A 15,302-nucleotide genomic window follows, 5' to 3' on the forward strand; every position below is an offset into this window, starting at 1 on the left:
ATAAATTCCTTACTTATCATAGCAAAAAATACCATCTTAAATTGTTGCATCTTGTCGAATGATTAAGAATAATCAATTGTTTTTATTGCATATAAAAAACATGATCTTGATGTAGTACCAAGATCATGTTTTACGTTGATGTTATTTATAAAATACTTTATCCACATTATACTTCGCTTGAAATTCATTAATCATATATGTTTCGTAAATTTCTCTTTCCATCGGATCTTCTACAATACATACATCAATACAATACACTTCATCGCGATGATTTTTAATTGGTGATACATTATCTTCAAAATGCTTTTTAATACGTTGTCTTACTTTACGTGCTTTCCCAACAAAAAGAAGTTCGTCATTCAAATTATAGTTAAAAAATAAGGGGAATTATATGATAGGAGATGCAAATATAGACAGTCGCTGACCATTAGTCTACAACTAATCCCACACCCCCACACAAAAGAAAAAAGCACCAGGTCCCCCCGATGCTTTCCCCCCTAAAACAAATGACAAGCCACCTCATGTCCCTTCGCAATCTCGACCATCTTCGGTACTTCCTGCGCGCATTTTTCAGTGGCGAATTTGCAGCGCGTTCTGAATTTGCAGCCGGATGGTGAGTTAAGTGGGCTTGGTACTTCTCCCTCTAGGATGATCCGTTCTTTGCCTGTGTTTGTTGGATCTGGTTCTGGCATGGATGAGAGTAGTGCTTGTGTGTATGGATGTGCCGGTTTTGTGTATAGGTCTTCGCTGTCGGCAATTTCTACTATGTTTCCTAAGTACATGACTCCAATTCGGTCTGATATGTGTCTTACCATGGATAGGTCATGGGCGATGAATAAGTATGTGACGCCTGTTTCTTCTTGAATATCTTGCAGCATGTTTACGACTTGTGCTTGGACTGAGACATCTAGTGCTGAGATTGGTTCGTCACATAGGATGAAGTCAGGTTTTACAGATAGTGCGCGCGCGATGCTAATGCGCTGTCTTTGGCCTCCGCTAAATTCGTGCGGGTAGCGATATAGGTGTTCTTCTTTTAGTCCTACTTTTTTGAGCAGGTCTAGAATGATTTCTTTTCTTTCTTCCGCTGTGTAAGAGCCATGAATGTTCATCGGTTCGCTAATAATTTGGAATACGTTCATTGTCGGGTTTAATGATGCGTATGGGTCTTGGAAAATGATTTGCATTCGTTTTCTATATTCTTTTAGTTCACTTTCTTTTAGATCTGCGATATCTTTTCCGTCGAATAAGATGTTACCTGAAGTGACATCGTGTAAACGAATGATGCTTCTTCCTGTCGTTGATTTCCCGCAGCCGGATTCCCCTACTAGTCCGAATGTTTCACCCTTTTTAATTGTGAAGCTTAGGTCATCGACTGCTTTTAATTGCTCTGTTTTTCTGCCGAATAGTCCTTTTTTGATAGGAAAATACTTTTTTAAGTTCCGAACTTCAATTAAGTTTTCTTCATGCATGTGAATCACCTACTATTTCATCGTTTAACCAGCACATGGAGCGTCTTCCGTTTCCGATTTCAAAATATGGCGGACGTTCTTTTTCACAAATGTCCATTTTATGTGGGCAACGCTCTGCGAATGGGCAACCTTTCGGCGGATGTAGTAAGTTGGGCGTTACACCTTGAATTGGTGCTAGTCTTTCTTTTACTCCGTTCGATATTTTTGGCAGAGAGTTTAATAACCCTTTCGTGTATGGATGATTCGGCGATTGAAAAATATCAAGTACAGGTCCTTCTTCCATAATAAGCCCGCCGTACATAACGATGACGCGTGTACAGTTTTGCGCAACAATTCCAAGATCATGTGTAATAAGAAGTAATGACATATTCGTTTCATTCTTTAAGTTTTTCATTAAATCTAGTATTTGCGCTTGTATCGTTACATCAAGCGCTGTCGTCGGTTCGTCCGCAATGAGAAGGTCTGGATTACAAGACATTGCCATCGCGATCATAACCCGTTGTTTCATTCCGCCGCTTAGTTCATGCGGATATTGTTTTACCCTTTCTTCTGGTGAAGAAAGACCGACTTGTTTTAGTAAGTTGACCGCGATATTTTGTGCTTCTTTCTTTTTCACTTTTTGATGCCGAATAATTACTTCCGTCATTTGCTTTCCAATTTTCACAACTGGATTTAGTGCAGACATTGGATCTTGGGATATGAGTGAAATTTGATTCCCTCTAATAGAGCGTAATTCTTTCTCCGATTTAGAAAGCACGTTTTCATTTTGAAAAAGAATCTCTCCTTCTTTCACTTTCCCCGGAGGCGCAACGAGAGCCATAACGGATTTCGCCATAACGCTCTTTCCGCTTCCCGATTCGCCAACAATCCCAACGACTTCTCCTTTATTTAAATGAAATGAAACGCCGCGAACAGCTTCTACTTCACCACTTTCTATGAAAAAAGAAGTCTTTAAATTTTTCACTTCTAATAGTTTTTCAGACACGCTTCTCACTCCTTTCACTTAACACTTTAGTTCTCATTCCCAGCTCCTTTTGGTGCGAAAGCTTTCTTGAGCGCTTCACCGATTACGTTAAAACTTAGTACTGTTAATAAAATAAGGAACCCTGGGAAGAGTGTTAAATACCAAGCTTCACCTATATATCCTTGCGCATTATTTAGCATGCTGCCCCAAGAAGAATCTGGTTCTCTAATACCTAATCCTAAGAAGCTAAGTGATGATTCCATTAAAATAGATGTCGCAATTGTTAATGTCGCTGCGATTATAATGGTCGATAAAATGTTCGGAATGATGTGTCTTACAATAATCATCAATGATTTTTGTCCGGATACTTTTGCATATAAAACATACTCACGCTCTTTCACAGATAACGTTTCTGCCCTTACGATACGCGCGGTATCCATCCACGTTAATAGTCCGATAATAAGAACAAGCGTTGTAATTCCTGGTTTTAAATAAGCATTTAATAACAGCATTAAAAAGAATGATGGAATTGACATTAAAACTTCAACAATTCGCATTAAGAAGTTGTCTAACTTTCCGCCAAAATATCCGCTAATTGTTCCTACTGCGGTCCCGATTGTAATGGAAACGACCATCGCTAGAAAACCAACAGCAAGGGAAACTCGTCCGCCATATAACGCTCTCGTTAAGTAATCCCTTCCGTAATCATCTGTGCCGAACGGATGACTTAAACTCGGTTCTTGTAAACGATCTGGAATCGACATTTTACTAGGATCGTACGGTGATACGAATGCGAAAAGAGACGCGATTGTTAAAACACCCAGTATAATAACTCCCATTACTACAAACTTATTTTTCGTAAAACTATTTTTTATCGTTTGAAATCTCCTATTGTTCATTCCATCACCCCCTCATTCGAATGCGCGGATCTACTACGCCATATAAAATATCAGCAATTAAATTACCGAGAATTAACATGAACGATGATAATAATGTGATTGCCATAATAATTGGATAATCAAATCTAAAAATAGCATTTACCCCGAGTGAACCAAGTCCCGGCCATGAGAATACTGTTTCCGTAATGAACGCTCCGCCTACTAAACTTGGAATAGATAATCCGAAGATTGTAATGATCGGTATTAATACGTTTCGAAGTACGTGATTAAATAAAACTGTTTTCTGTGAAGCACCGTACGCATATTGAATTTGTACGTAATCTTCCTCTAATTGCTGAATTGTACTTGAGCGAATATATCTCATATAGACAGAGATGTTTTGGAACGCTAGCACCATGCAAGGTAAAATACCATGCTGGACAATATCCCAGAAGGAATCTTGACCGACTGTGCGCATACCCATACTCGGAAGCATGTTCAACTTTAAAGAGAATAAGTAGATTAATAGTAACGCGAACCAAAAAACTGGCATTGAGATTCCCACATAGGAGATGAAGTTCACAATGCGGTCAAAGAACGAGTTCTTTTTCACACCTGTAAATAATCCAAGCGGGATTGCGATTACAAATGAGACGAGTAAAGATGATCCCATTAACCCAATTGTTGCGGGTAATCTTTCTGTAATAAGTTCTAAAACAGGACGATGGTTTTGAAGTGAGTACCCAAAATTCCCTGTTAAAATATTTTTTAACCATAAAAAATATTGCACGTAAATCGGCTGATCTAGTCCTAAACTTTTGCGAATACGTTCAACGTCAATCGGACTCATATTCGGCGTTACAAAGTTTCGAACGGGATCGCCCGGCGCTAGTTTTATTAATAGAAAAGAAATAATAGAAATAACAAATAAAAGCGGAATCGCATTTAAAAGCCTCTTTGCAATTACTTTATACACAAACTTCCCCCCTCAAGATAAAGTGAAACTTTAATCAGTGGGGAGGTTCATCCCCACTGATTATTAGTTGAACCAATCGGGCATTTACAGGCAGTTGATCTCCCACCTCACTTCTTTGCCTCAGTTGACTTTCGAGGTGGGAGTCTTACTGCCCGTTAATGCGGGATAAAGTGAAACTTTAATCAGTGGGGGTTTTGTCCATCCTCACTGATTATTAGCCCGTTAAAGCGGGATAAAGAAGCTGATTTCCACCAGCTTCTTTACAGTTTCTTATTTCACTTCATAAATTTTCGATAGATCTTCAAACATTGTAACTGGAATTGCTTTTGCTTCTTTTAACCCATCAAACTTTTTATCTACTGCAATAACTGCTTTCGGATATGCGATTGGAAGATAAGGTAAGTCTTCTCTCGCTGTATCTTGGATTTTATGGTATAGCTCTGCGCGTTTTGTTTTATCTGTTTCAACCGCAGCTTCTTCCCATAACTTATCGAAGTCAGCATTTTTATAACGTGCATAATTGTATTCTGCATTACTTAAGAATAAGCTCTTATATGAATCAGGCTCTGGTCCCATTATGTAACCACCGAATGTAATGTCATATTCTTTATTCTCTTTATCTAAGCCTTTTTCACTTGCTGCACTAGCATCTAATGCATTCAGTTCAACTTGTAAGCCAACTTCTTGTAATTTTTGCTGTGTATAAAGTGCTAGACTTTCCATGATTTTATTATTCGTTACATACATAACGCGGATTTTTTCTTTATCTTTCACACCAGCTTTTGCGAATAAATCTTTCGCTTCTTTTTGATCATACTTATACTCTTTAATATCTTTCGCATAATACATAGCGTCTGGCGTTAAGATTGAATTTGCCGGTTCTGCAAATTGACTAGAAACGAACGCTGAGTTAATCATTTCTTTCTTATCTAATGCATGCGCAATTGCTTGGCGCACTTCTTTTTTCTTCATAAGATCTGTATTAAAGTTATAAGCTAAGTAGAATAATCTACCTTCAGGGAATGTGACCATTGAGAAGTTCCCAGTGCTATCTAATTTCTTAAAGTCTTGCGGTTCGATCATCTTCATATTAATTTGACCATTTTGCAATGAAACGTTTGCTGTATTACGGTCTTTTACAACGCGGTACACGACAGAATCTAATTTCGCTTTACCAGCAAAATAATCATCGAATCGCTCTAACGCAACATATTCATCTGATTTAAACTCTTTTAACTTAAATGGACCTGATCCTACAGGTTGTAGGTTTTTCTTACTCTTCACTAAATCTGCTTCACCTTCAAATACATGTTTCGGAATTGGGAAGAAATCGTTCATAACCCCTTCGAAAGATGCACTTACTTGTGGTAATACAAATTGAGTCGTTAGCTCATCCACTTTTTTCACCTCAAGCGGCTTTCCTTTAAAAATAAAGTTTTCACGGCTTGAACTATTTTGCTTCTCATCTAGAATAGATTTGAATGTAAATACAATATCATCTGATGTAATTTTCTTACCATCATGCCATTTCAAATTATCCTTTAATTTTAAAGTCCATGTTAATTGATCCTCTGAAGGCGTAAAGCTCTCAGCAAGAACAAACTTTTTCTTACCGTCTTCCATATGATACAGCGGTGCATATAAAGCTTGCTGTATCGTTAATGACACTCGATCATTCGCATAAAGCGGGTTCATCGTATCTGGATTATCACTAACACCAACTGTTAACGTTCCTCCATCTTTCGGAGTCCCTGATTTACTAGTTCCTGCTTGCTTCGAAGAATCTTTCTCCCCTGAGCAAGCCGCTAATGCAATAAGTAATAGTAGGACAAATGGTAATGCAAACAACTTCTTCTTCATATTTCGACCCCTCTCGACTATTTACACCTATAAGAAAACTCGGAATTAATACCGAGTTTTCTTATAGGTTTTAAATTACCACTACCCGTATGTATTGTCAAACTTTTTCGCAAAGATAGACAGTTTGACATCTATTAATGAATTCTTGCGATAAACTATCTTTATGCGGAGGGTAAAATAAAAAGACCACGAATAGGTAGCCTCGTAAAATGAGTTGAATGACTAGCAGCCTACAGAAAGTTTTTCTGAAATGGTTGTTATATATAATTGAAAATGTAGAATGGGATTAAAGATAAAAAACACTTTTAGGAGGCTCTTATGACATTTGATGAATTGAAAAAAAACAAACCCACAACCCCATGGATTGAGAATGATGAAGATGGCGAGTTTTTCACTGAAGAAAATATAAGTGCAACAAATAAAGTTCTCGACACTTACATTAACAATTTAGAGCTATTGGGAGAGAATCCAACCGAAGTCAAAATAATGCAAGTCGTTAAAGAAGTAGTTGTTAATATAAATGAATTAAATGACGAACATGACTATTTTATCGAAACAATGGAAAGAGAAGATCTCTATGAATTTATCGATACAGCAGCACGAATAGCTGGCTTAGAATCCGAAGAAGATATAACAGAAGAATGGCGGGAATGGTAAAAAAATCTGCATACTTGATATCTAAATTTACTCCTTCATAAAACTTTGTCCCTTATTCTCCAATTGGAAAATAAGGGACAAACAAAGCTAATCAAATACTGATATACATTAAAATCTCCATTCATTTCCCATTACTTTAAAATACAGTTTTTCAAACCCACTAAAATACTTACTATAAATACTTAACATTTCAATATATGTATGAATAACTTGACTTAAATCAAAATGAACACCATCTTTAGCTAAGTCATAGCTATCGTCTAGACTATACAATTCAAAGTATTCCGCCTCCCAATGCACCCCCCTGTTGACTAAAAGTCTAGTGGTGCATTTAATTGATTCTTCAATCGTCAGTTCATGTTTTTTTAGTTTTTCATGAATGACGGAAAGAGTTAACTTAACAGTGTATTCTTCATCAACTGTGCTACTAAACTCAAATAACTTCCCTTCAATATCATCTATCTTTGCTTTAGACATTAAGGATATCTCAATTATTTCATATGGCGGACTGTCACTTGCTTCAATCAATTTATCACACCATTGAATTACTTCAGCTTTACTCCACAACCCACAGCAAAGCCCTAAGCCATAAATACGAGTTAATTTTCGAACTAAATCCAAGGTTTCTCACCTGCAATTTCTTATATGCATTTTTGTTTAATTTTAACAGAATATATAATACATCACATAATTTCTTTGCAAACACTACACATTACAATTGAGATGCATACGCGCATTATAAACAAAAAGACCACCCAAAGGCAGCCTCACAACTGAATCGTAGTACCCATTCCACACTCCACCGCTTTCTCATACAAATACTTCGCAACGATAATATCCACTACCGCCAAACCAACCGATTTAAAAATAGTAATCTCTTCATCGTTCTCTCTACCAGCTTTTTCTCCGCTTATAATCTGACCAAGTTCGGCGTGGATGTCGCTCGCTTCAAATAATCCTTCTTTTATAGGAACTTGAAGGTCACCCGTTTCTTCTAGTGCTGCCTCTTTTGATTCGACTACTACTTTGTTTGCGTTCGCGATGGCGTGGGATGGTAGTTCTTGCATGCTCGGTCTAAATGAACCGACGGCGTTTATGTGGACGCCTTTTTGTAGTTTTTCTGAGAAGACTGGTGTGGATGCATTCGTTGTTGTGACGATGATGTCCGCTTCGCTTATTGCTTCATTTGGATCCCTGTAGACGTAAGCCGGTTTATTGAATTTCTCTTGTATATATTGCGCGAATGCATAGGCTTTTTCTTCCGTTCGGTTGTACAAAATTACTTTTTCAATATCCCTAACGGCGAGTACAGCTTCTGCAATTCCTTCCGCTTGTTCACCGGTACCGATGATGCATAAAGTTTTTGCGTTATGACGAGCTAAATGTTTTGTCGCTACTCCTGATAAGGCTCCTGTTCGAATCATCGTTAAGTACGATCCTTCTAAAAGCGCAAGCGGTTCTCCCGTTTGAAAGTCTGATAGCATAACGATCCCGTTTATCGTTTTCTTTCCTATCTTTTTATTATGCGGAGCTACCGTTACTACTTTTAAACCGAGCGCTTCGAGTCCTTCCGCTACTGAAGGCATAATTAATGCGGTATTTTGCTCGTTCGCAAATGGTAATGAGCCACGAATTGGTGTGATCGTTCTTTCTGCTGAAAATTCTTTTAAAGCAAGCGCCGCGTATTCAATGACTTCCTTCATATTTACTAAGTTTCGTTGTTCGTTCGCGCTTATGACTAGCATATCTTTCCACCTCCTCCTCTTATCCTAACAAAAATCCCCGATTCAAATCATCCCTCGGATCTACAACGAACTGATGAAATCCTGTAATAAATGCATTCCCCGTTACTTTCGGAACGACAGCTTCATATGTATCTACCGCTGTTACCGACAATACTTCTCCCTCAAATTGGCCGTCAGTAATGCATTCGTGGATGAACATCTCTCTTTTTTGTAAGGCATCTTTTTCAAAAAGAGTTGCGATTCTTGCGGATGTTCCTGTACCGCAAGGGGAACGGTCTACTTGCCCATCAGCAAAGATCGTTACATTTCGTAAAGTAGCGTCTTTTCCTTTCGGTTCATCTGAGAAAATAACTCCGTATATTCCTTTTAAATCTTCTTCAAGTGGATGTTTTACTTCCATTTGACTTTCAATGTAGTGTTTAATTTTACCGCCCCACGTTTGAATTGCAGCAAAATCTTTAAAATCGACTTTCAAACCAAACTCTTTACTATCCACTACAGCGTAGAATGCTCCGCCAAACGCGATATCTACTTGAAATTCATAGTCATCTATTTTGATAGGAACGTCTTTTTTGTATACGAACGAAGGAACGTTTTCAAATGATACTGACTCTACTTCGCTCCCGTTAAATTTTGCGTACGCAATGACTTCCCCAGCAGGGCTATCAATAATAAATTTTTGTTTTTCACCTGTCACTTCAAACATACCTGTTTCAATTCCAACTGTAATAACAGCGATAATTCCGTGACCACACATCGTACTCCAGCCTTCATTGTGCATAAATAATACGCCAAAATCAGCATGAGGACTTGCGGGCGGAGTAATGATACAACCGTACATTCCGTGATGTCCTCTCGGTTCATACATAAGAACCTCACGAAGATGATCCAAATGTTCCATGCAGTATGCGCGTCTTTCCAGCTGCGTTTCTCCTTTTATTTCTGCTACCCCGCCCGTAATGATTCGAAGTGGTTCCCCAGCTACGTGAGCATCAATTGTTGTGTATATTTTACTAACCTTCATTTCTATCTCTCCCCTATATGTTAATACTATTTTCATTGCAAGTATCATGCCAACGCATAGAGTATAAAGTGAAACTTTAATCAGTGGGGGGGCTTCATCCCCCACTGATTATTAGCCCACACCTAAATCCTTTGCTTTCGTTGAATTTTGAGGTGGGGGTCTTACTGCCCACAAATAGCAGGATAAATCTGTATACATTTTTTGAAAAATACATACTACTGTCTATTTTTTTATACAGTAGGTGATTATTAGCCCCAAAACAAAAAGATCCCCCGAAAACTCAGGGGGTGATTTAAGCCATAGATTTACGGGATTTGAGTTAAAAATCAAATTTATTCTTCACTCCCCAAGCTTTCCCACTCACTCAAATACATGACATCTTGTTTTACTTTTTTCTTTTCAGGAAGTAAACATAGAAATTCTAAAGAATTGCCGTCAGGATCGTAAAAATAAAGATTTGCACTAGGTGTCCAAGTTTGAACCATAGGCTCGAAAGGTTCAAGACCGAAAGCAGCCCTTGGGTTTATTCCTTTATTAAGAAGCCATTCTCTTGCATGAATGATTTCTTCATAGTTAACCTTGAATGCAAAGTGACTTGTATGGAATGCTTCTTCCGATACTTCCCAAATGCCCAGCATTTGTTCCTTCTTATTTTCTTTATCAAACCAAAAGAAAGCTACACGGCGTTCTTCAATAGTGCGAGCATGAAATAATCCAAGTTTAGTATAAAACTCTTTTGCCACTTCTAAATTTTTTGTTTTAACATGTGTTTCATATAAAGTACCTGGAAACAAAGCATATCCCTCCTTTATATTTTTAGAAATCCTTACTATAAAGCCTACTTTAATAAACTAGAAATAGAAGTGATATCGTATTTCCTTTAAATATTTTTCAATTTCGTAGCCCTAACGCTGAAGAAAAACCATCACTGATTAAAGTTTTACTTTATGAGAAGGGGTTCTTCAAATTCATGATTTACGGTAATATTATCGTTCAAAGTGAGGCGGATTTATGACTCAAATCACTCGGGGGACCCATTACCCATCAAACCCTAACCGCCACCACATCTGGCACTTGCTTAGCAATCTCCTCACCAATCTTTATACTAGCCGTTGCGGCCGGGGATGGTGCGTTGCAAATATGCAGGGAATTGATGCCGGGGATAATGCAGAAGTCATCAACCATATTTCCGTTTGATGAAATGGCTTGTGCCCTTACACCTGCATGGGTTGGGACGATATCTTTTTCTGTAAGTTCTGGTATTAGGCGCTGCAAGCTTTTTAGGAATGATTGTTTACTAAATGAGCGCACCATTTCTTTTATGCCTTCTTTCATATTTGGCATCGCCATTTTCCAAAAGCCTGCGTATGTCATTGTTTCCATGAAGTCTTTTATGTTGAAGTCTGTTTTCGTATAGCCTTCGCGTTTGAAGCTTAATACGGCGTTTGGTCCTGCATGTACGTCTCCGTTTATCATTCTTGTGAAATGAACACCTAAAAACGGAAATTCTGGATTTGGAACTGGATAGATTAAATGTTTTACGAGATGGCGTTTTTCTGGGACAAGTTCATAATATTCACCACGAAACGGAACAATTTTCATATCCGTTAATATCCCTGTCTTTTTCGCAATACGGTCACTATGTAAGCCAGCGCAGTTAATGAGAAATTTCGTTTTAAATACACCTTGATTTGTCTCAATTGTTACAGCGTCTTTCTTCTCAGTAATACGCTCCGCTGTTGTTCCTAAATGTATTTCTCCGCCGCTTTCTTGAATTAAGCGAGCAAATGCATAACTTACTCCTCTATAATCGGCAATCCCGCAAGATGGAACACGGATTGCCCCAAGTCCCTTTACATGAGGTTCAATTTCAGCTAATTCTTCCTTACCTATCTTTTCAATATGTAAATCGTTTTGTAAGCCTCTTTCATATAAGTTATGTAAAAGAGGAAGTTCGTCCTTTTCTGTAGCGACAATTACTTTTCCGCACATGTCATAAGCGATGTCATTTTCTTCACAAAATTGAACCATAGCTGCATTTCCTTCTTTGGCAAACTTTGCTTTATAACTCCCTGGTTTATAGTAAATTCCAGAGTGAATTACTCCGCTATTATGTCCAGTTTGATGATGTGCAAGTTCCTTTTCTTTTTCAATGATCGCGATTTTCGCACGAGGGAATTTTTTCGTTAACGCCATTCCAGTTGAAAGGCCAACAATTCCTCCGCCAATAATTATAAAGTCATACATCCTACTTCCCCCTTAATATGATGAAAGGCAGGTCTTTTTTAAGACCCGCCGTACAAACTTATTTAGAAAAACAACCACGTTGACGCATTAGTTCTCTATATAAATCTTTATTTTTCTCAAACGCAGCTCTTCCGTGCATCCAAAATAAGTTGTTTAAAAGAACTAAGTCACCAATTGGTAATTTCAATGCATGTGTTGCTGGTGAGTTTTCAACAGAATATGATAAGTCTTTCAAATAGTTTGCTTGTTCAATATTATCTGGATAGGCAAACTGATCAATAAAACAAATACATGGTGCGTTATTCACATCAAAAAACGTTTCACGATAGACGATTTCTTGCGCATTTTTACTTGGTGGTGCTTTATACGTAACCTTAACAGATGCGAGCGAATGATTTCTAAATTTATGAAGGTCTTCCCAATCGTCTAAATGTAGTAAACGAGATTCTCCGCCTACTGCATTTTGCTCTTCAATCTTCATCATAAGAAGCCAATCTGTCGGCTCATCAACGAATGTACCGTCTGTATGCAGTGTAAACAATCGGTACGCTTGACGAAGGTAAGAATCACTACTATCCGTATCTTTCACATTAAATCTAGCATAGTACGTTCCTGTCATTGCATCAAAGTTTGGCTCCCCGATTAAATGTGTTAATGCTGTTGCAAATTTCACGTAGTCTGCTGGATCTGCCGTTTCACCTTGCACCCCAATTGTAAATCCGCCCGTTTCACGGTCATGAACAATGCCGCGAATGTTATCCATAAATGATTGCCCAAAAATCTTTCTCATTCCATCCGCAAGATTAAATCGAGAATAGGGAATGTATTGCAGTAACTGCTCTGAATGCTCTTTTACCTCTTCAAAAAACTGCTTAAGCAATTGCTGTTTTAGCGTAATATGATATAAACGTTTATGCTCTGGATGAGGAGCAATTTCATACCCCTCATATTTCTTTGCAAATTTCATCTTCGTACTTTGTTCTGTAATAATCGACATTTCAATTCCTCCCTAATTTAAATATGAAGAACTTATTGACGTTTTTTACAGACAGTTATCCTTATCTTCTTATGCTGAGATTCGGTCTTACTGCCCTAACATCGAAAAAGCCAGTCATACGCATCCACGACATAAAATCGTAGAAACGTACAACTGGCTCATAATTACGAGTGTTCTTTAATCTCTTAAAGTACAATAATAATAGACAGTTTGTATGAAAATATTTGTAAAACAGGAAAGCAAGATCGAATATAGAGAAGGCTAATTTCTCGTATGGATCTTGTTAATTAAATAATAATTCAAAATTTTCTAACTGTCAATTCGTTTTTTTCTCTACATACTTTACACATTTCACAAATCCCCTTACTTTCCGCACATCCTCTTTTTTTCTTCTCTTGTTTCACAGCTTGAACTTCACTTAATTTTTTCATATTCCTTGCCTCCTCAATATAAAAAGCCAGTCGTATCCCGTTAACGGAAATACAACTGGCTCTTGTTTATGGTTATAAACTAGACAGTTTTTATGGTGTTGTTTCCTCGTACTCTCCTCTAGGCTGTTCATCATTTAAATAACTTACGTATTGGCGATGTAAATCTTTTACCGCACTGACGATAGCATTTTGCGCTTTTCCTTGATAATGGTCCGTAATATCTTGAACGATTTCCTCAATACCATCTTGCAAACTATGTCCTCTCAACATTTGAGCGACGAAGTCTCTACCATGCTCTGTCGCAAGCGTACATGACGCTTCAATAATGACATGATATTTATGATCTGCCTCAATTGTAATTGTTAATGTTTCATACATACTGCGAACAGCCATACCTTTCGGAAGTCTCGAATGTCCTGCCATAAAAAAAGTCCCTTTACGCATATTTCATCCTCCATTACTATGTTAAGAGCCAGAAAAACAATGTACACATTTGCATTGAATTTTACTACCCTTATCCTTATAGCTCGTACTTCTGCTAAAGAAGCTCAAGTGGAAAGAAGTTTACTCTCTTCATTTTCAAACATAAATCTGGGCTTACAGCGGGGCTAATCACTGTCATCCGATAATAAGTTAATCATAATAAAAATAAACTGAATATTCAATGTTTAATTCCGTGAATTTCATGAATAAAAAAAGAAAATTCTCTCGCCCCGGCACATATACTGTTCAAAAGAAAAAAGGAAGTGGTCTCATGTATTACGGAACGAAAGGCTGGTACGTAGCTGAGCTAAAAAAATTAGGTGTTCGCTATCATGAGGGACGAAAACTAGAAAGTTACCGCGCACACGTATTACGCAATTTATTAATCGCACAACAAGAGACAACGAAAGAAGAGTAATTTACTAACAAAACAACTCTCGAGATATATCGTCTATTCAACAAATCCCGTCAAATCTCCCATCTAAACTACCAACTAATCACACATTGATACAACCAAAAAAAGGTCACCTACACAGGCATGCCCATCAACTTAAGAATTCAGAATCACCACAAAATGAAAAAATAAGCTTTTTTGTCACAAGTGTAGCTTTGTAAAAAAGATTGATTAAAAACATCAAACCTCTATAGATTTCTTAGAGGTTTGATGTTTTCTTGTTGGATATTTATGTTAATCTAACGATAAACATTGTGAAGAAATGTACTTCAACTAACGGGGCAGGTTAGTTGAAGATTGCTTTGACCTTTGTTCAACAATTGGGCCATTTAGTTGAAGATCTCATCAAATAAGTAATGATATTTAAAGGAATAATTCATTCTGATAAAGAACATTAAAAAACGTGATGATAAGGAGGCGATTGTATGGCAAATCATGTAGAAAATCTATATAACTATCATGTATGGGCAAATCAACGGATTATTGATCATCTTAAGACACTTTCTCCTGAGAAATATCAAAAGGAAATGAAAAGTGTCTTTTCTTCTGTTTCAAAGGTTTTATCTCATCTCTATTTGGTGGAATATGGATGGCTTCATACCCTTGAGGGTCAGAGTATGAATGAAGCAATGCAATCTTCATTTCAAATTCAAGAAAAGATTGAGAAACTGCCCATTGAAGACTTAGAAACGGAATTTCACACTTTAACATCCCGGTTTAAAACCTTTTTGAACAGACAGGAAGATATGGAAAAGAGAATAATGTTGGATAATCCATGGGCAGGATTAAGAGAAACAAGTATATCTGAAATGGTCTTACACGTTGTGAATCATGGAACCTATCATGGAGGGAATATTTCAGCTATGTTACATCAGTTGGGTGATTCTTCAGTTATGACTGATTATGCTTTTTATTGGTATTCTTGAAATGTTATTCATTAAGGCTCAGTAAAATAATCAAACTTTTTTATAAAAATCTCATACTTAGCTAAAAAGGGTAACTCCATTTTGATCAATCTTTATTCAAAATGGAGTTTTTGTATTTGTTGTTAAATAAAAAAGGATAATCAGCCTCATAATGGACTAACTATCCTGTAATTTATTAATTTAATAAACGG

Annotated in this window: 16 protein-coding genes and 1 pseudogene; 3 read left to right on the forward strand and 14 right to left on the reverse strand. The window is 37.3% G+C overall.

All coding sequences use genetic code 11. From position 1 onward, the window contains the following. Nucleotides 1-141 precede the first annotated feature (141 nt). The 6 genes and pseudogenes from BG05_RS26560 to BG05_RS26585 all read right to left on the reverse strand — a co-directional run. Nucleotides 142-381, reverse strand: a pseudogene (locus BG05_RS26560) (nucleotide excision repair endonuclease); the annotation flags it as partial. A gap of 116 nt (nucleotides 382-497) precedes the next feature. Further along, nucleotides 498-1,469: an ABC transporter ATP-binding protein gene (locus BG05_RS26565; RefSeq protein WP_016119685.1), complete on the reverse strand. Its 972-nt coding sequence runs from the start codon at nucleotides 1,467-1,469 to the stop codon at nucleotides 498-500. After that, entirely contained in the window at nucleotides 1,462-2,454 is a 993-nt protein-coding gene (locus BG05_RS26570) for an ABC transporter ATP-binding protein (protein ID WP_003193240.1), read from the reverse strand. Before BG05_RS26570 ends, BG05_RS26565 begins: the two co-directional genes overlap by 8 nt. Nucleotides 2,455-2,480: 26 nt before the next feature. Continuing rightward, nucleotides 2,481-3,332 carry an ABC transporter permease gene (locus BG05_RS26575; RefSeq protein ID WP_033730874.1) on the reverse strand — a complete coding sequence of 284 codons (852 nt, stop codon included), beginning with the start codon at nucleotides 3,330-3,332 and terminating at the stop codon, nucleotides 2,481-2,483. Nucleotides 3,333-3,336: 4 nt separating this feature from the next. Next, the gene (locus tag BG05_RS26580; protein ID WP_002035186.1) at nucleotides 3,337-4,287 is read right to left on the reverse strand and encodes an ABC transporter permease; all 951 of its coding nucleotides are present in this window, start codon (nucleotides 4,285-4,287) and stop codon (nucleotides 3,337-3,339) included. Nucleotides 4,288-4,557: 270 nt separating this feature from the next. Then, a complete protein-coding gene (locus tag BG05_RS26585; protein ID WP_041868018.1) occupies nucleotides 4,558-6,147 on the reverse strand; it encodes an ABC transporter substrate-binding protein in 1,590 nt (529 codons plus the stop codon). A gap of 318 nt (nucleotides 6,148-6,465) precedes the next feature. On the opposite strand from BG05_RS26585, the gene BG05_RS26590 reads away from it, so the two are divergent. Next, nucleotides 6,466-6,804: a hypothetical protein gene (locus BG05_RS26590; RefSeq protein WP_002125589.1), complete on the forward strand. Its 339-nt coding sequence runs from the start codon at nucleotides 6,466-6,468 to the stop codon at nucleotides 6,802-6,804. Nucleotides 6,805-6,912: 108 nt separating this feature from the next. Here the strand turns inward: BG05_RS26590 and BG05_RS26595 are convergent, their stop codons facing one another. From BG05_RS26595 to BG05_RS26625, 8 genes are all read right to left on the reverse strand, one after another. Next, entirely contained in the window at nucleotides 6,913-7,425 is a 513-nt protein-coding gene (locus tag BG05_RS26595) for a hypothetical protein (RefSeq protein ID WP_002030070.1), read from the reverse strand. Nucleotides 7,426-7,571: 146 nt separating this feature from the next. Next, nucleotides 7,572-8,549 carry an ornithine cyclodeaminase family protein gene (locus BG05_RS26600; RefSeq protein ID WP_033733818.1) on the reverse strand — a complete coding sequence of 326 codons (978 nt, stop codon included), beginning with the start codon at nucleotides 8,547-8,549 and terminating at the stop codon, nucleotides 7,572-7,574. Nucleotides 8,550-8,568: 19 nt separating this feature from the next. After that, a complete protein-coding gene (locus BG05_RS26605; protein ID WP_003187619.1) occupies nucleotides 8,569-9,621 on the reverse strand; it encodes a proline racemase family protein in 1,053 nt (350 codons plus the stop codon). A gap of 284 nt (nucleotides 9,622-9,905) precedes the next feature. Next, a complete protein-coding gene (locus tag BG05_RS26610; RefSeq protein ID WP_002186606.1) occupies nucleotides 9,906-10,367 on the reverse strand; it encodes a VOC family protein in 462 nt (153 codons plus the stop codon). A 250-nt stretch (nucleotides 10,368-10,617) separates the two neighbouring features. Further along, nucleotides 10,618-11,820: an L-2-hydroxyglutarate oxidase gene (gene lhgO / locus BG05_RS26615; RefSeq protein ID WP_003187614.1), complete on the reverse strand. Its 1,203-nt coding sequence runs from the start codon at nucleotides 11,818-11,820 to the stop codon at nucleotides 10,618-10,620. Nucleotides 11,821-11,878: 58 nt separating this feature from the next. After that, nucleotides 11,879-12,817 (reverse strand): glutarate dioxygenase GlaH, encoded by a 939-nt coding sequence (gene glaH / locus BG05_RS26620; RefSeq protein ID WP_003187612.1) that lies wholly within the window; start codon nucleotides 12,815-12,817, stop codon nucleotides 11,879-11,881. A 299-nt stretch (nucleotides 12,818-13,116) separates the two neighbouring features. Beyond that, entirely contained in the window at nucleotides 13,117-13,248 is a 132-nt protein-coding gene (locus BG05_RS31895) for a hypothetical protein (protein WP_002125573.1), read from the reverse strand. Between the two features lie 90 nt (nucleotides 13,249-13,338). Beyond that, on the reverse strand, nucleotides 13,339-13,692 hold the full coding sequence (locus BG05_RS26625; RefSeq protein WP_001225455.1) for a DUF3870 domain-containing protein: 354 nt from the start codon (nucleotides 13,690-13,692) through the stop codon (nucleotides 13,339-13,341). Nucleotides 13,693-13,933: 241 nt separating this feature from the next. Between BG05_RS26625 and BG05_RS30355 the strand changes: the two genes are divergently transcribed. Together BG05_RS30355 and BG05_RS26635 are read left to right on the forward strand one after the other, a co-directional pair. Continuing rightward, nucleotides 13,934-14,149 (forward strand): YflJ family protein, encoded by a 216-nt coding sequence (locus BG05_RS30355; RefSeq protein ID WP_003187606.1) that lies wholly within the window; start codon nucleotides 13,934-13,936, stop codon nucleotides 14,147-14,149. A gap of 461 nt (nucleotides 14,150-14,610) precedes the next feature. Continuing rightward, complete coding sequence (locus tag BG05_RS26635; RefSeq protein WP_003187604.1) at nucleotides 14,611-15,111, forward strand: DinB family protein; 501 nt, start codon at nucleotides 14,611-14,613, stop codon at nucleotides 15,109-15,111. Nucleotides 15,112-15,302: the final 191 nt, after the last annotated feature.

Source organism: Bacillus mycoides (assembly GCF_000832605.1).
In the GTDB taxonomy this organism is placed as follows: Bacteria; Bacillota; Bacilli; order Bacillales; family Bacillaceae_G; genus Bacillus_A; species Bacillus_A mycoides.

Bases quoted from the DNA above. Each gene is read 5' to 3' on its own strand.
- BG05_RS26625 (WP_001225455.1), bottom strand. From the start codon at position 13,692: ATGCGTAAAGGGACTTTTTTTATGGCAGGACATTCGAGACTTCCGAAA.
- BG05_RS26635 (WP_003187604.1), top strand. From the start codon at position 14,611: ATGGCAAATCATGTAGAAAATCTATATAACTATCATGTATGGGCAAAT.
- BG05_RS26585 (WP_041868018.1), bottom strand. From the start codon at position 6,147: ATGAAGAAGAAGTTGTTTGCATTACCATTTGTCCTACTATTACTTATT.
- BG05_RS26590 (WP_002125589.1), top strand. From the start codon at position 6,466: ATGACATTTGATGAATTGAAAAAAAACAAACCCACAACCCCATGGATT.
- lhgO (WP_003187614.1), bottom strand. From the start codon at position 11,820: ATGTATGACTTTATAATTATTGGCGGAGGAATTGTTGGCCTTTCAACT.
- BG05_RS26600 (WP_033733818.1), bottom strand. From the start codon at position 8,549: ATGCTAGTCATAAGCGCGAACGAACAACGAAACTTAGTAAATATGAAG.
- BG05_RS31895 (WP_002125573.1), bottom strand. From the start codon at position 13,248: ATGAAAAAATTAAGTGAAGTTCAAGCTGTGAAACAAGAGAAGAAAAAA.
- BG05_RS26605 (WP_003187619.1), bottom strand. From the start codon at position 9,621: ATGATACTTGCAATGAAAATAGTATTAACATATAGGGGAGAGATAGAA.
- glaH (WP_003187612.1), bottom strand. From the start codon at position 12,817: ATGTCGATTATTACAGAACAAAGTACGAAGATGAAATTTGCAAAGAAA.
- BG05_RS26565 (WP_016119685.1), bottom strand. From the start codon at position 1,469: ATGCATGAAGAAAACTTAATTGAAGTTCGGAACTTAAAAAAGTATTTT.
- BG05_RS30355 (WP_003187606.1), top strand. From the start codon at position 13,934: ATGAATAAAAAAAGAAAATTCTCTCGCCCCGGCACATATACTGTTCAA.
- BG05_RS26575 (WP_033730874.1), bottom strand. From the start codon at position 3,332: ATGAACAATAGGAGATTTCAAACGATAAAAAATAGTTTTACGAAAAAT.